Raw genomic sequence first — 15,710 nt, 5'->3', positions numbered from 1 at the left:
TGCTACTGGATAAATCACAGTAGCATTACTGGGGAGGTCAGACACCAAGGTTACTTCGCCTGCCCGACCACTTCTATCAAATGCTTACGCACGGTATCAAACGGAAATTTTTGGGCCGCTAAACGCTTAGGCAAAATCTGCGCACTCGTCTGCCCCTTTTGACTTGCAGTGATAAATATGAACTTATCCGTTTCCTGCCACTCCGTGACTTGCTTCCATTCGATGATTCCACGGCCTTCTTGCAAGCCCATTTTTTGAATCATAATCAGCCCTTGAGGCTGCACACCAATTTTAATGCCTTTAATGTCTTGCACTGAATATTTTGCAATTTCACGTTTGACATACCACGCCATGCCGTAAACACGCAAAATTAAATATAGTGCCACACCCACTAATAGTATCCAAAAAAACACCGTGGAATAGCCTCTTAAAAATCCAATTCCTGCGATTGCAGCTACACAAATCGCAGCGAGAATAGCCCAGACTTTGGTACTAATGCGATTGTTCTTTTTCCAAGCTGCGAATTGAGCCTCGCGTTGCTCAGCAGCAGTAATCTCATAGGGAATGGGTTGTAGCGTGTAAGCATAGGGTGACGACATAACGATAAAGCACCTAAAATTTAAAATAACTAAAAAATCCAAACCATTATAGCTTTGAAATCAAATCACCAAATTATCCTCATGCGGGTAACTTAGCGGTTAAATGGTTTAATGTGCAACGCCCCAATTAATGCCGCGTCCAACTTCAATTTCAAGAGGCACATCAATCTCAGCTCGTCCTTTTAAGACTGCAGGCATCAACTTTTTTAACAACGCAGTGACTTCATCCGCTTTGTCCTCATCCACTTCGAAGACCAATTCATCGTGCACTTGCAGTAGCATTTTAGCATATTGTTTAGGTAAAGCTTGATCTACAGAAATCATTGCGAGCTTAATAATATCAGCTGCTGAACCTTGTAAAGGCGCATTGATTGCAGCGCGCTCTGCGGCTTGACGAACCATCGCATTCCCTGCACGGATATTTTCCATATACAAGCGGCGACCTAAAACCGTTTCAACATATCCCTGCTCGGCTGCAAGCGTACGCGTATTTTCCATATAGTCGTGCACACTGGGATAGCGAGAGAAATAAAGCGTGATGTATTCCTGAGCTTCTGCGCGTGATAGATTCAATTGCTTAGCCAAACCAAATGCAGACATGCCATATAACAGCCCGAAATTAATGGCTTTTGCTTGACGGCGTTGATCTGAAGTGACGTCAGCAAGATCAATACCCATTACTTCAGCAGCTGTTGCCTGATGGATGTCACGCCCTTCACGGAAGGCTGTCAGTAATGCAGCATCTTGTGAAAAATGTGCCATTAAACGCAACTCAATTTGTGAGTAATCGGCAGCTAAAATAATCCGACCCGGAGGCGCAATAAAAGCTTGGCGAATCTGACGCCCAACCTCACCTCGAATCGGAATATTCTGTAAGTTAGGATCTGTAGAAGATAAACGCCCTGTCGCAGCAATTGCTTGGTGATAACTGGTATGCACACGATGTGAGACTGGATCACTTTGTGCAATTAAGCTATCGGTGTAAGTGCTCTTTAGCTTAGACAATGAACGATACTCTAAAATCGTCGCAATCATTGGATGATCAATTTTCTCTAAAATTGCCTCTCCAGTTGCATACTGCCCACTAGCAGTTTTTTTGCCGCCAGCGATCCCCAGCTTATCAAATAAAATTTCACCAAGTTGCTTTGGAGATGACACATTAAAAGGTTGCCCAGCAATTTCTATTGCTTGAGCTTCAAGGCCATGAATTTGCTCACCAAATTTTTGCCCTAATTCCGCCAAGAAACCTATATCTAAGCGAATACCATTATTTTCCATCTCATACAACACTTGCGCTGTAGGCATTTCAACATCGAGTAGCAAACGCTGGAGTTTCGGGATCTTTGCCAGCTCTTTAGAGAAATGCTCATAGAGCCGCCAAGTGATATCAGCGTCTTCTGCTGCATAGGGAGCAGCACGCTCTAATTCAATTTGATTAAAAGTGAGCTGCTTGACGCCCTTACCCGCAATCTCTTCAAATGTCGTTGTTTTATAATCTAAATAATATTGCGCCAAATCATCCATGCCGTGGCGTGTTGCAGTAGGATTTAAGACGTAGGATGCGAGCATTGTGTCAAAGGCCCAGCCCTGTAAGCTAATCCCATGATTGTTAAATAGGTGAGCATCATATTTCATATGTTGACCTATTTTACCAATTGCTGGATTTTCTAAAATTGGCTTTAATGTCTCGAACACGAAGGTTGCATCCAATTGCTCTGGCGCACCCATATAATCGTGCCCAATGGGAATGTAATAGGCCTCCCCTGCTTTTAGCGCTACGGAGATCCCCACAATTCGAGCAAGGCGATAATCCAGACTCGTCGTTTCAGTATCGACTGCAAAACGAGGTGCTATCTTTAGACGCTCAACCAAAGCCAAAAACGCTGACTGATCCAAGATGGTATGGTATTTCGCTTCAGTAATCGGTGTACTGCTTTCCAATACAGCCATTGATTCAACATTTAAAACCTGCGGGATATCCTCTTTTTCTTTTGTCTGAGATGGTACTGAAGACTCATTACGCTGTGTGTAGTCTGGTTGATTATCAGGATTATTGGGATGCTCTAACGATTGTAATAAAGCTCTGAACTCAAGCTCGGCATAAAGCTTCTTCAGTGCTGGTACATCAGGTTTACCCAGTTTTAATTCATGCCAATCTAATGCCAGAGGTAAATCACAGACGATACTGGCCAGTTGATGATTCAAGGGAATTTTGTCGGCATTCTCACGAATGCTCTCACCGACTTTACCCTTAATGAGATGGGCATTTTCTAAAATGCCACCAATCGTTTGATATTGATTTAAGAGCTTAGCCGCTGTGACCTTGCCCACACCCGGTACGCCTGCGATACCATCAGAGGCATCGCCCATCAATGTTAAGTAATCGATGATTTGATCTGGACGCACCCCAAATTTTGCGATAACGCCATCATGATCCAGTACCTGATCACGAAAACTGTCTTCTAGTTTGATATGGTCATTGACCAACTGCGCCATATCTTTATCACCTGTTGAAATCAACACGTGATGACCTTCAGTCACAGCACGTTTAGCCAAAGTACCAATCAAATCATCAGCTTCTGCACCCGGCAGCAATAATAATGGAATCCCTAAACCTTTAATAATTGCATGGAGGTAAGGAATCTGTGTCGACAGCTCTGATGGCATTGCTGGTCGATGGGCTTTGTACTCGGGGGAAAGCTGATGACGAAATGTCGGTTCAGGCGTATCAAACACCACAGCCATATGGGTCGGTTGCATACGGCGCATCAATTTCTGTAGCGCAGACAAAGCCCCTTTAATCGCATTGGTTGTTTGACCTTGCGATGTTGTTAATGGTGGTAAGGCATGAAATGCACGGAATAAATAATATGAGCCATCGACTAAAATAAACGGGGGCATTGGGCTCTCCAGATGCGATGTCTTTATAAGATAAAAATAAATGACAGGATAAATTTGAATGAATAGATTTTAAAGTAGAAATCAAAATACTGCTGTTGTTTATTGCGGTTTCTTCTTGTATTGATGTAATAAGTGGTTAGACTCAATGCAGTTTTAGGTGATTAAAATAATTTTAGGAGAATTTGATGACTACACGTCTTCTCGCTTTTTCAGGCAGCACCCGTCACGGCTCATTAAACAGCCAAGTGCTACAGACTGCAATTGCAGGTGCAGAATCCATTGCAGGATGTACCGTGACGCTCATTAATTTGAACGACTACCCTATGCCGCTCTATAACGGAGATGATGAACAGGCCCACGGTATGCCTGAGACCACTCAAAAACTACTGCGCTTATTTGAGGAGCATGACGGCTTACTGCTTGCATCACCAGAATATAATGGTTTCTTTACCCCATTGATTAAAAATACCTTTGACTGGATGACGCGTAATGAACCCGATGGACGAAATGGTATGCGAGTTTTTAAACGCTACCCTGTTGCATTGCTTTCTTCAAGTCCAGGAATTGTCGGCGGTCTTCGCAGTTTAATGATGGTCCGTATGTATCTAAGCAACCTAAACTTTCTTGTTTTGCCTGAGCAGGTGGCTGTAACTGGACAGAAAGTGCATGAAGGCAAAATTACGGATGAACGCTTAGAACAACAAGTTTTCGCTCTAGGTGCAGGACTCGCGGAGTGGGTTCAAAATTAGTTTCAAATATTGATAGAGGTATCCATTTGCCAAGTTTCGCCCGAAAAAATATTCTTTTTGTCTGTAGCCGAAATCAATGGCGTAGCCCAACCGCTGAGCAAATTTGGTATAACCATCCGAATTACTCAGTACGTTCGGGCGGCACAAGTCGCAGTGCAAGACACGTCGTCTCAGTCAATGACATCCGATGGGCAGACATAATATGGGTCATGGAGGAAACACATAAGGTAAGGCTTACTGCTTCTTTTCGTACACTCTTAAACAGTAAAAAAGTTTATGTCCTCGATATTCCTGATGAATATCAATTCATGGATTCTGAATTAATTGAACTGCTCAAACAATCTGTCAACGGTATTCTAGAATTACCCTAGATAATTGTATGCCCATGATTCATCCAATAAAAAACCAGCTTGCGCTGGTTTTTTATATTCAGATCACTGAAAAATCAGTCATCCATATGCTCGATTATAGCATCACCAAATTCAGAACTACGCATCAATGTCGCACCAGGCATTAAACGCTCAAAGTCATACGTCACTGTCTTTGCAGCAATGGCATTCGAAATTCCTTTGATAACCAAGTCAGCTGCTTCAGTCCAGCCCATATCACGCAGCATCATTTCAGCAGAAAGAATGATTGAGCCTGGGTTAACTTTATCTTGGCCTGCATATTTCGGTGCCGTACCGTGCGTTGCTTCATAAACAGCAATCGCACCACCAATATTTGCCCCTGGCGCGATGCCGATACCACCAACTTCAGCGGCCAAGGCATCAGAAATATAGTCGCCATTCAAATTCAATGTTGCAATCACAGAGTAATCTGCTGGACGCATTAGAATTTGTTGCAAGAACGCATCAGCGATTACATCTTTGATGATGATGTCTTTACCTGTTCTTGGATTCACAATTTTGACCCAAGGACCGCCATCGATCAGCTCTCCGCCAAAACGCTCACGAGCGAGCTCATAGCCCCACTCTTTAAATGCCCCTTCGGTATATTTCATGATGTTGCCTTTGTGAACGAGTGTCACACTTGGCTTATCATTGTCGATCGCGAACTGAATCGCTTTGCGTACTAAACGCTGTGTACCTTCTTTTGAAACAGGCTTAATACCGATACCGCAGTTCTGATCGAAACGAATTTTAGTCACGCCCATTTCTTCTTTTAAGAACTTGATAACTTTAATCGCTTCAGGAGAATCCGCTTTCCACTCGATACCCGCATAAATGTCTTCTGAATTTTCACGGAAGATCACCATATCGGTTAATTCAGGGTGTTGAACTGGGCTTGGAACCCCTTCAAACCAACGTACTGGGCGCACACAAACGTATAAATCCAATTCTTGACGCATCGCAACGTTCAAAGAGCGCATACCGCCACCAACTGGCGTTGTCAAAGGACCTTTAATCGAAATAATAAATTCGCGAAGTGCTTCAAATGTTTCTTCTGGCATGTAGGTGCCATATACTTTATTGGCTTTTTCGCCACAATAGACTTCCATCCACACAATCGCACGTTTGCCGCTATAGGCTTTCTGTACTGCCGCATCAACGACTTTGATCATAACGGGAGTGATGTCGACACCAATACCATCACCTTCAATGAAAGGGATAATCGGGTGATTGGGGACATTCAGGGATAGGTCGGCGTTTACGGTGATTTTGTCACCATCAGTTGGAACCACGATCTTCTGATAACCCATTATAGAGGCGCTCCCTTTTTCAGATACAAGCTTAGATTTATAACCATGACACAGATGTTTGAATATCTATAGCACAGTAAAAAACAACTACAGCAAAACTTTTAGACGCTATAACTTAATTTTTTAAGTCATACTTTACGAGAACTTTTCGCGGTCAGTAGATTAAAACCAATGATCTTTAATCCTCTTTCCAGCCACGAGCTATGGTAAACAAAGTCACGGTCATTCGGAATTTAGATAACAAATAGAGATATTTTCAAAGATGATAGTCAACCCCAATTCGATCAAAAAAAGTGCTAATACAAGAATTTTTCACTAAATATCGTTAAACTATTCTCAATAGTTGCATATTTTAAAATTCAACGATACAAAACCCTCAGTGTGTAATACCGCTAAAACCAATTGCTGAAAAAAATCCCATGCCTAAAATCGTGCTTTTTAACAAACCTTATGATGTTCTCACTCAGTTTCGTGCCGAAGGGGAACGTAGAACACTTGCTGATTTTATTCATGATCCCACTTTACGGGTTGCGGGTCGTTTAGATCGGGACTCCGAGGGTTTATTGCTATTAACTAATGATGGTGTAGTCAACGCAAGACTGACACAGCCCAAACAAAAACAATTCAAGACCTATTGGGTACAAGTTGATGGTGACCCTACCGAAGAATCTCTAGCTGCACTCAGGCTTGGTGTTAGGCTCAATGATGGTATGACTCTCCCAGCAAAAATCAAAAGGATGGATACACCAACTATCTGGCCTCGGAATCCACCCGTACGTTTTCGGGCTCAGATTCCGACAACATGGCTTGAGATTCAAATTTGTGAAGGTCGGAATCGTCAAGTAAGACGTATGACTGCAGCCGTCGGACATCCTACACTACGTCTGATTCGTGCACAGATTGGACCTTATCAACTTGATGATATTGCACCGGGTGAATGGCGAATTGTCGATTATATTGCGGTTTGAGTTTGAACAAATTCCCTTAATCAGGTCTTACCTTGATTTTTTAACCATCATGAAATGTTCGAATACCGCTAACGCATGTTTTCGTGCGTGTACATAGTCTACGATTGGTAATGGATAGTCTCGACCCAACTCAATACCATAATGGAGTAATTCTGCTTGATACTGCCAAGGTGCATGCAGGAATTTTGCAGGAACATCTGCAAATACAGGCAGATACTTTTTGATAAATATCCCCATGGGATCAAATTTCTGACTTTGGGTCATAGGATTAAATATCCTAAAAAAAGGCTGCGCATCACAGCCTGTCGATGCTGACCACTGCCACCCTCCGTTATTTGCTGACAGATCAAAATCTAATAATTTTAAAGCAAAATAGCGTTCACCCAAACGATAATCTATCAGCATGAGTTTGATCAGGAATGAAGCCGTCACCATGCGCAAGCGATTATGCATAAAACCTAAGGTATTAAGCTGCATCATAGCGGCATCGACTAAGGGGTAGCCTGTTTGCCCATTACACCAAGCCTCGAAGCCCGCAGGATTATCGCCCCAAGGGAAATCGATATATTGTTTTTTAAAAGGTAAAGTAACAACATGAGGATAATTGAACAGTATCTGAAAGTAAAAATCTCGCCAGATCAACTCATTTAACCATACCTCACAACTCTCTTTTTGATCCCCGGTTAGTGCTTGAGAAAGCCGGACCACATCACGAACAATTTTGCGAATGGAAATGGTCCCAAAGCGTAAATGTACCGATAGAAATGATGTGCCATTGAGACTCGGAAACTCGCGGTCATTTTTATAAAGAAGAATCTTATGCGCTTTGAATTGTTCAAAAAGGAATTCGGCATGTCGTGTCGCCTTTGAGATTTTAGCATCAGCAATACCAGCCTCGACAAAACCAAAATGGTCTAGAGCCCGCATAGGTGCCGGATCAAGTCTTTCAAAGTTACCCAACAGTTTTAAGCTGGGATAAGATAAATAATCTGCAGACTCAAGCCGCTTACGCCATGCGTTTTTATAATGGGTATAGACATGATAGGGTTCATCTTGTTGCGTCAATATTTCTTTTTTTGCGAAGATCACAGTGTCTTTATAAGAATAGAAAGCAATCTTCAGTTGCCCTAACGCACTTTTAATATTGTCATCCCGATTGATACTAGAAGGTTCATAATCCTCATTACAATAGACCGCATTGACATTAAATCGTTTTGCCAGCTCGACAACATCAAGAGCCGTACCATAATTTACAACTAAGTCTGAACCTTGTTCATTCAATTGTTTCTTTATATTTTGGACACAATACCAGATGAACTCGACACGTTTATCTTGCTTGGGTAAACCGCTGAGAATTTCTTGATCAAAAATGAAGATAGGAATGACCTGATCATTCTCTTTTAAGCAATGATAAAGTGCACAATTATCCTCTAAACGTAGATCACGACGAAACCAAAACAGTGCACGCCGCATAAAGATTATCCGAGAGACTTGAGTAAATTATGTTTTTTCAGAATTGGGAGGTAACTGATTACTTCTCTTTATCTGGATCTGGTTTATCATCTGCCGTTTTTGCAACAATTTCGTCCATTTTCAATACACTCCCTACTTTTGAAACGACTGATGCAGGTAACTCCTGAAAAAGGCGACGTAGAACTTTTCCCATTGGGCCACGCGGGACTTTATCGACAAATACGATTTTATCGGGAATTTCATTCGTTTTAAGATGACTTTGTAGATAAGCAGATAAGCGTTCTGGTGTCAGGCCATTTCGGGCAACCACAAACAACTTAATAATTCGCTGTGTCGCATCATCGCCTTGCTCATTTTTCAGTATTTCTTGTACTGCGACACAATCCACAACATCTTCATGCTCTGCAACCGCACTTTCAATTTCTTGTGGAAAAACAAGTTCATTATGTACCCAAAATACATCTTTTTTTCGTTCAAGTACCCTAAGGTAACCATCTTCATCTAAGGAGGCAATATCGCCTGTCCGAAGCCAACCATCATGCGTAAGCACTTCACTCGTTGCTTGGGGAAGCTGCCAATAGCCACGCATAAGCTGTGGACCACGGACCCATAGCTCTCCGGCTTGGTTGAAACCTAGCGGATCACCTTGATTGGATACGATTCGAACTTCTGTTTCTGGCGTAATAACACCCGAAGTACCAATGCGTACACGATGTGGAGGTGTCGCAGATATGAGCGGAGAAGCTTCACTCAACCCATAGCCTTCAATAATGTAATTACCAGTATGTTCATGCCATTGTTTTTGCAAGCTTAGACTGGCTGACCCACCACCGCAAATAAACAATCTAAGCTTCGGGTTAACTTTAAAATTAGTCGATACCTTTAACAGTTGATCGTAAAGTAATGGGATGCCTAACATCACATCGTAAGGCTTTTCTAATAAAACCTTAGGATTATCCATTAATGCACTGATCGTGGACAAAACCAATGTACCTCGCACGCTCACCGTCAATAAGAACGTACTTAATCCAAGAATATGCTGCAGTGTTACGGGGCATAAAATGACACTACCCGACTCTAGACTTTTACCTAAAACATGCTGTCCTTGACGAAGGCTAGCAAGCAAACTGCCATGCGTTAACAATGCTCCTTTAGCTCGTCCTGTCGTTCCACTTGTATATTGTAATACCGCCAAATCTTCAGATTCGACCACAGGCCACTCAACACGATGGCTACGTTTTGACAAAATTTCACGTAATCGCGTATGCGTTAGCAATGTTTCTTTACTTTGGATGAGTTGCAGCCAGCGCTTGGGAGATACAAGCTCACGCAAAATAGATTGCACGCTCGAATAATCATTCCTACGCGTTGTAACGATATGGCGCACACCTGTTTGCAAAAGCGTGGTTTGGATATCGGCTAATAAATTGGGTGTGGTAATCAGAAGTTTGGCACTGGAATCTTGTAATTGGAACAAAACATCGTGATGGACCACAGCAACACCAAGATTCACCACCACAGCACGAGCTAACCATGCTGCATAGAGCGCAACACCATAGGACAAACTATTGGGTAAATAAATGGCAATCCGATCACCGGGCTTAATATGTGCTTCGTGAATCATCCAGGCTGCAAGTGTCTTGGCACTCATAGAAAGCTCACGATAACTGAGCGTGTCTTTTTCAAAGGTTATCGCAGGTGAATCTAAGGTTTCCTCAATGGCTTTTGAGAATAGATCAAGTAAAGTTTTTTGCCCATTGAATGCAATTCGCCCACGACCAACGTATAACGCCACATCCCGATTAGAGCGGGCAACTACAGATGGAGCATTTTTTTTTGCTTGCGCCACTAGATACCCTCACGCAATAAATCACTGAAGGTTACCGAGACAATAAATGATCTAAAAACTGCTCTCATAGGATTTCGCCTTGAATGATTATCCTAGATATTCCATTGATCAACGCCCCTTCAATGCTAAAACTTACACGCAACGAATACCTTATAACCACTTCGCTGAACGCTCTGTATCCTCAACAGTAAAAGAGACATGAGGAATTACAGATGCAACAGGCTTCACTTGAATCGCCATTAACTCATCCCGTCGAAATACATGGCATGTTATGGACTCGCCAGTGGATAGAGTTGCTTCAGCATTAAAGCCCGAGACATCTGCCCAATGGTTTAATAAAGTTGAGGATGCACGTATTCCTTCAATCGCAATCAGTACATCCTGTGCAGATAATCCAGCTTGAGCACCGACTGAATTACGCAAAACCTGTTGAATCAAAAGCCCATGTGACGAATCCACTACTTTAAGTCCCAGCGGCCATGTTTTATTCTCTAGGTGAGTTTTAACACCGACTTCACTTAATAATTCGACAACGGGCAGCTCTACGGTCCCATCAACAAAATCAGACCAAAAATCCGTTAGGCGATCACCAATCAAAGCCTCACATAAATCAGGAAGAGTGTTTGTATTGAGATAAAGTCCTTGCTGTGCAAGTTCATAAAGTTTGACCATAATGACATCAAGAGAACTGCCATTTGCACGTAATTTCAAGTCTAAGCATAACGCGATTAATGCACCTTTATTGTAATAGCTTGTACTTGCATTCTGAGAGTTTTCATCAGGTCGATAATACTTGATCCAAGCATCAAAACTTGAGTCACTCACACTCTGATGCGCTCGTCCTGTATTCTGTAAATAACGAGTCAATTGCTCTGCCAACAACTCTAAATAAGATTTCTGATCAATAACACCACTGCGATAAAGAATCAAATCATCATAATAAGAGGTAAACCCTTCAAAGACCCAAAGCATCCGCGTATAAACTTCCCGCCCCAGATCCAACACCGCAAACTCTTGCGGGCGAATAAATTTGACTAACCACGAATGAAAATATTCATGGCTGCATAATCCTAGAAAACGGCGGTAAGAAGCAGATGGTTGTTCTGGCTCATTAGGCTGTGGTAAATCTTCACGAGGTGTGATCAGACTCGTACAATCTTGATGCTCAAGCCCTCCATAACTGGACCCCGTCGCCATGACCATAAATAAATAATGAGGAAACGGTGCACTGCCAAAAAACTCAATCTCATAACGACAAATTTTTAACAGATCCTCTGTCAGACGTTTAATGTTAGTACGATGTCGACCAGAGATTGCGATCTGATGTGGGATCCCGCTGACTTCGAATTGAGCGAGTGTCTGCGCAGCAATTTCAAATGGATGATCAATCAGGTGAGTGTAATTTAGTGCTTCAAAATGGAACTTATGATGAGTCTCATGATTCTGCTGACTTGTTTTATCTTTAACATTTAGCGGATCTAAAGAGCATGCTATTGGCAAGTTGGCAAATGCGCTACCAGGATCAATCGTCAGTAAAATAGACTGATGCTCCTGCCCTGCGACAGCAAGACATATGCAGGCTGGATTGGCATAAGCCCGCGTTTGGTCGAGATAAGCTCCACGTACAGATAAATCAAAAGCATATACTTGATAGCGTATTTCAATGTGTTCACCCGCAGCAGTATCAAGACGCCAATGGTTTTTACTGATTTTCTCGATAAAAATCGACTTCGTAACTGAAAGATTATTCCGAATGGACTTTGCAACGGGTGTACTGACATGACGCGAGAATTCACGAATTAAATAGCTTCCAGGCACCCATGCCGGTAGCCATAACTCTTGGTGTGCTTGCGCGGTAAACGTCATCACAACATCAATCAAATGTTGCCCAACGTTTTCAAAAGACAATGCATAAGCAATGGTTGGCTGTACTGCATGTTTAGCGATATGATCTTTAATCAGAGTATCTACTTCTGAATTCTGCTGGGTATTCATCGCATCATCTGCCATCATTTATGCTTTACTCCATTCGCCAGTCAGCTTCTTTGCTATACGACGATGATTATGATTCATTTTTAGTCTTAAGCCATTAGCGCAATAATGGCGGGAATCATGCGCTAATTGTAGAACAATTGGCAAATTTATTTAACCCTATAACTGTCATATTATTTTAGCGATAGGCATACTGATCACAATTATCTTTTTGGGCTACTTTCATTTTTGAGCCTCCGTAAATATTAAAGCTTTCTCAAAACTAGGTGTTTTAACATGACGCAATCCACTAAAACAAAATCTTCGAACTCACAGCATCGCATTGTTATTGTTGGAGGTGGTGCAGGTGGTTTAGAACTAGCAACACGGCTTGGAAAAAGCTTAGGGAAACAAGGTAAAGCAAAGATTATCCTTGTTGATGCTACATTAACTCACATCTGGAAGCCCTTATTGCACGAAGTTGCGGCCGGGACGATTAATTCCTTTGAAGACGAACTAAATTACTTTGCACATGCTTCAAAAAATTATTTCGAGTTTCATCTAGGACGAATGAAAGATATTAATCGTGTAGATAAGCGGCTAATTTTAGAGCCTCTAACTGATGAGACGGGTCATGAGATTGCTCCTGAACGCAGTCTACGTTATGACAGTTTGGTGATCGCTATCGGTTCAACATCCAATGATTTCGGTACTCCTGGGGCAAAAGAGAATTGCATTTTTCTCGATTCACGTGCCCAAGCGGACCGCTTCCAGCGTGAATTTCTAAATCTCTACTTACAAGCTCAAGCACGTGCAATTGAGAATCCTAGTCCTCAAGATCTCAATATTGCCATTATTGGGGCTGGCGCGACGGGCGTAGAACTGGCTGCGGAGCTACACCATGCTGCGCATGAATTTACTCGATATGGGCTCAATAGCATTGATCCAGGTAATGTCAGAATCACCCTAATTGAAGCCGCAGATCGTATTCTCCCTGTCCTGTCAAAACATACCTCATCCACAGCAACGGATCAATTGGTGGATTTTAATATACAGGTACTGACTAGCCGTCGTGTGACCGCGATTCATAAAGACTCTGTCGAATGTGACGGCGACATTTTTATACCCGCTACGCTGAAAGTCTGGTCAGCAGGCATCAAAGCACCAGATGTTTTAAAAGATATCGCAGGGCTTGAGACCAACCGTATTAATCAACTTGTTGTCCGCGCTACACTTCAAACAACGCGTGATGACTCGATCTTTGCATTTGGAGATTGTGCGAGCTTTACCCCCGAAGGTGCAGAGCGTGCAGTACCTCCGCGCGCGCAGGTGGCTAATCAAGAAGCGATTGTATTGGCAAAAATACTCAAAGCAAAACTTCAAGGTAAACCTCTACCCACCTTCAGCTTCAGTGATAAAGGATCGCTCATTTCTTTGGGTGAGACTAATACTGTCGGTAACTTGATTGGAAAGATTAACGTTCAAGGCTTCTTTGCACGCATCATGTACTTGTCTTTATATCGTTTACATCAGGTCGCACTGCACGGCGTTTTCAAAACCGGTGTACTGATGTTCAAAGATTTACTTTCCCGTAATTCTGGACCCACCCTGAAGTTACATTAAAATTGATAGAATTGTCAAAAAGCCATTGGGATATCCCAATGGCTTTTTAATTTCTAAAATCCGATAGTTGATTGGTCGACTGCTACTAAGCTTTAGGGTTCATCCCATACTGATTACTTTCGGATTGACCTTCGGTTGCAAACCAGACAATAAGAATAATGGTACCAATAATGGGGATAAGGCCAATTAACTGCCACCATCCACTTCGATTCGTGTCATGCAGTCTGCGTGCGCTTAAAGCGATACAAGGAACCAAAAGCGCTAGCCAATAAATGGCTCCTAAAATCCGTGTTCCCAAAATTGCATCAACGACATTTACGGCGATACTGATCAGAATATAGACCAGTATAAACATCCAGAACTCTTCACGACGTGCACGCCCTTCAAATTGTGCATATCGATTTTTTAACACATCGAGATACCAGTTCATTTTTCTATCCTTTATAAATTCTACTATTTAAGATCAATGATACGGTTAGCATTAAAACATGAAATAAATGGCCAAAAAACACCCAGCACCGTATTCTCGTTTATACAGCAAATAAAGAGATTTCAATATAGAGTGGACATAATTTTCTTGAAATATTTAAGCCATAAAAAAACGCACCCTTGAAGATGCGTTTTTTATTGATAAGAGTTTCTTAAAAAGTCTCACGCTCAAAAGTCGAAGAAACTTTGTGAATCGTCAGATCAGCGCCTTCGTATTCTTCCTCTGGGGTTAAGCGTAATCCCATGGTCACCTTCAGCACACCATAGACAACAAAGCCTCCAGCCAATGCAATCACGATACCTAAAACAGTGCCAATGATTTGCGAGAAGATGGAGACGCCGCCTAAACCACCTAGGGCTTGAATACCAAATATACCGGCAGCAATGCCTCCCCAAGCACCACATACACCGTGCAATGGCCATACACCAAGCACATCATCTATTTTTAGGCGATTTTGAGTGAAGGTAAAAAGATAAACAAATAAACCACCTGCGATTGCGCCGATCACAAGTGCGCCTAAAGGATGCACAATATTGGATCCTGCACAAATTGCAACTAAACCTGCTAATGGACCATTATGCATGAAACCTGGATCATTCTTGCCAGCAAGGTTGGCTGCTAAAGTACCACCGACCATCGCCATCAATGAGTTAATCGCAACCAAACCTGAAATGGCATCTAAACGTTGTGCACTCATCACGTTAAATCCAAACCAGCCCACAATTAAAATCCATGAACCCAGTGCAAGGAAAGGAATGGATGACGGCGGATGCGCCGCAACACGCCCATCTTTTCCATAGCGACCTCGACGAGCACCCAGTAGCAGTACAGCAACGAGTGCAATCCAGCCGCCAACGGCATGCACAACCACTGAGCCAGCAAAATCATGAAATGGTGCACCAAAGGTATCTGTAAGCCACTGTTGCACACCAAAGTTATTATTCCAGCTAATACCTTCAAAAAATGGATAAACAAAAGCAACTAACAGTAGAGTCGCAATAGATTGCGGATGGAATTTTGCGCGCTCAGCAATACCACCGGAGATAATCGCTGGAATAGCAGCAGCAAACGTCAATAGAAAGAAAAACTTAACTAATCCATACCCTTTGTCCGCCGTCAAAATCGTTGCAGAATCAAAGAAGGTGATACCGTATGCCAACCAATATCCGACAAAGAAATAAGCAATTGCTGAGATTGAAAAATCGGTCATGATTTTACCCAATGCATTCACTTGATTCTTGACTCTCACCGTCCCTAATTCAAGAAAAGCGAAGCCTGCATGCATGGCCAAAATCATCACAGCGCCTAACAGTATAAACAGCACATCACTACTGCTATTCATTTCACCCCCTCATTGCTCAATCAATATTGTAGGAAAAGACTTC

General features: G+C 42.4%; 11 protein-coding genes and 1 pseudogene. 4 read left to right on the top strand and 8 right to left on the bottom strand.

From position 1 onward, the window contains the following. Positions 1–50 precede the first annotated feature (50 nt). A complete protein-coding gene (locus HYN46_RS06590) occupies positions 51–599 on the bottom strand; it encodes a YcxB family protein (RefSeq protein WP_407640774.1) in 549 nt (182 codons plus the stop codon). 108 nt (positions 600–707) lie between these two features. After that, entirely contained in the window at positions 708–3,500 is a 2,793-nt protein-coding gene (gene polA, locus HYN46_RS06585) for a DNA polymerase I (RefSeq protein WP_114898633.1), read from the bottom strand. A 185-nt stretch (positions 3,501–3,685) separates the two neighbouring features. Between polA and HYN46_RS06580 the strand changes: the two genes are divergently transcribed. Together HYN46_RS06580 and HYN46_RS06575 are read left to right on the top strand one after the other, a co-directional pair. Continuing rightward, positions 3,686–4,249 (top strand): NADPH-dependent FMN reductase, encoded by a 564-nt coding sequence (locus HYN46_RS06580; RefSeq protein WP_210009435.1) that lies wholly within the window; start codon positions 3,686–3,688, stop codon positions 4,247–4,249. A 26-nt stretch (positions 4,250–4,275) separates the two neighbouring features. Next, positions 4,276–4,620 (top strand): low molecular weight protein tyrosine phosphatase family protein, encoded by a 345-nt coding sequence (locus HYN46_RS06575; RefSeq protein WP_114898631.1) that lies wholly within the window; start codon positions 4,276–4,278, stop codon positions 4,618–4,620. Positions 4,621–4,694: 74 nt separating this feature from the next. Here the strand turns inward: HYN46_RS06575 and icd are convergent, their stop codons facing one another. Beyond that, positions 4,695–5,951 (bottom strand): NADP-dependent isocitrate dehydrogenase, encoded by a 1,257-nt coding sequence (icd, locus tag HYN46_RS06570; RefSeq protein WP_114898630.1) that lies wholly within the window; start codon positions 5,949–5,951, stop codon positions 4,695–4,697. 419 nt (positions 5,952–6,370) lie between these two features. Here icd and HYN46_RS06565 point away from each other — a divergent pair. Continuing rightward, a pseudogene (locus HYN46_RS06565) lies at positions 6,371–6,904 on the top strand (pseudouridine synthase); the annotation flags it as partial. A gap of 42 nt (positions 6,905–6,946) precedes the next feature. On the opposite strand, the gene HYN46_RS06560 reads toward HYN46_RS06565, so the two are convergent. The 3 genes from HYN46_RS06560 to HYN46_RS06550 all read right to left on the bottom strand — a co-directional run bounded on the left by HYN46_RS06560 (position 6,947) and on the right by HYN46_RS06550 (position 12,254). Next, complete coding sequence (locus HYN46_RS06560) at positions 6,947–8,392, bottom strand: cryptochrome/photolyase family protein (RefSeq protein ID WP_114898628.1); 1,446 nt, start codon at positions 8,390–8,392, stop codon at positions 6,947–6,949. A 58-nt stretch (positions 8,393–8,450) separates the two neighbouring features. Continuing rightward, positions 8,451–10,241, bottom strand: coding sequence for an AMP-binding protein (locus tag HYN46_RS06555; RefSeq protein WP_114898627.1), 1,791 nt, complete (start codon positions 10,239–10,241; stop codon positions 8,451–8,453). Between the two features lie 150 nt (positions 10,242–10,391). Further along, the gene (locus HYN46_RS06550) at positions 10,392–12,254 is read right to left on the bottom strand and encodes a M61 family metallopeptidase (RefSeq protein WP_114898626.1); all 1,863 of its coding nucleotides are present in this window, start codon (positions 12,252–12,254) and stop codon (positions 10,392–10,394) included. 255 nt (positions 12,255–12,509) lie between these two features. Between HYN46_RS06550 and HYN46_RS06545 the strand changes: the two genes are divergently transcribed. Further along, positions 12,510–13,835 (top strand): NAD(P)/FAD-dependent oxidoreductase, encoded by a 1,326-nt coding sequence (locus HYN46_RS06545; RefSeq protein ID WP_114898625.1) that lies wholly within the window; start codon positions 12,510–12,512, stop codon positions 13,833–13,835. Between the two features lie 85 nt (positions 13,836–13,920). Here HYN46_RS06545 and HYN46_RS06540 read toward each other — a convergent pair whose 3' ends face one another. Both HYN46_RS06540 and HYN46_RS06535 read right to left on the bottom strand, forming a co-directional pair. Next, a complete protein-coding gene (locus HYN46_RS06540) occupies positions 13,921–14,265 on the bottom strand; it encodes a DUF805 domain-containing protein (RefSeq protein ID WP_114898624.1) in 345 nt (114 codons plus the stop codon). A 211-nt stretch (positions 14,266–14,476) separates the two neighbouring features. Next, on the bottom strand, positions 14,477–15,667 hold the full coding sequence (locus HYN46_RS06535) for an ammonium transporter (protein WP_114898623.1): 1,191 nt from the start codon (positions 15,665–15,667) through the stop codon (positions 14,477–14,479). Positions 15,668–15,710 lie beyond the last annotated feature (43 nt).

The organism is Aquirhabdus parva, assembly GCF_003351745.1.
Taxonomy (GTDB): domain Bacteria; phylum Pseudomonadota; class Gammaproteobacteria; order Pseudomonadales; family Moraxellaceae; genus Aquirhabdus; species Aquirhabdus parva.
Note: the sequence above shows the minus strand (reverse complement) of the source record. Positions and strands in the feature narration are given on the sequence as shown.

Coding starts and splice junctions, on each gene's coding strand:
- HYN46_RS06590 (WP_407640774.1), bottom strand. CDS start 599: ATGTCGTCACCCTATGCTTACACGCTACAACCCATTCCCTATGAGATT.
- polA (WP_114898633.1), bottom strand. CDS start 3,500: ATGCCCCCGTTTATTTTAGTCGATGGCTCATATTATTTATTCCGTGCA.
- HYN46_RS06580 (WP_210009435.1), top strand. CDS start 3,686: ATGACTACACGTCTTCTCGCTTTTTCAGGCAGCACCCGTCACGGCTCA.
- icd (WP_114898630.1), bottom strand. CDS start 5,951: ATGGGTTATCAGAAGATCGTGGTTCCAACTGATGGTGACAAAATCACC.
- HYN46_RS06560 (WP_114898628.1), bottom strand. CDS start 8,392: ATGCGGCGTGCACTGTTTTGGTTTCGTCGTGATCTACGTTTAGAGGAT.
- HYN46_RS06550 (WP_114898626.1), bottom strand. CDS start 12,254: ATGATGGCAGATGATGCGATGAATACCCAGCAGAATTCAGAAGTAGAT.
- HYN46_RS06545 (WP_114898625.1), top strand. CDS start 12,510: ATGACGCAATCCACTAAAACAAAATCTTCGAACTCACAGCATCGCATT.
- HYN46_RS06540 (WP_114898624.1), bottom strand. CDS start 14,265: ATGAACTGGTATCTCGATGTGTTAAAAAATCGATATGCACAATTTGAA.
- HYN46_RS06535 (WP_114898623.1), bottom strand. CDS start 15,667: ATGAATAGCAGTAGTGATGTGCTGTTTATACTGTTAGGCGCTGTGATG.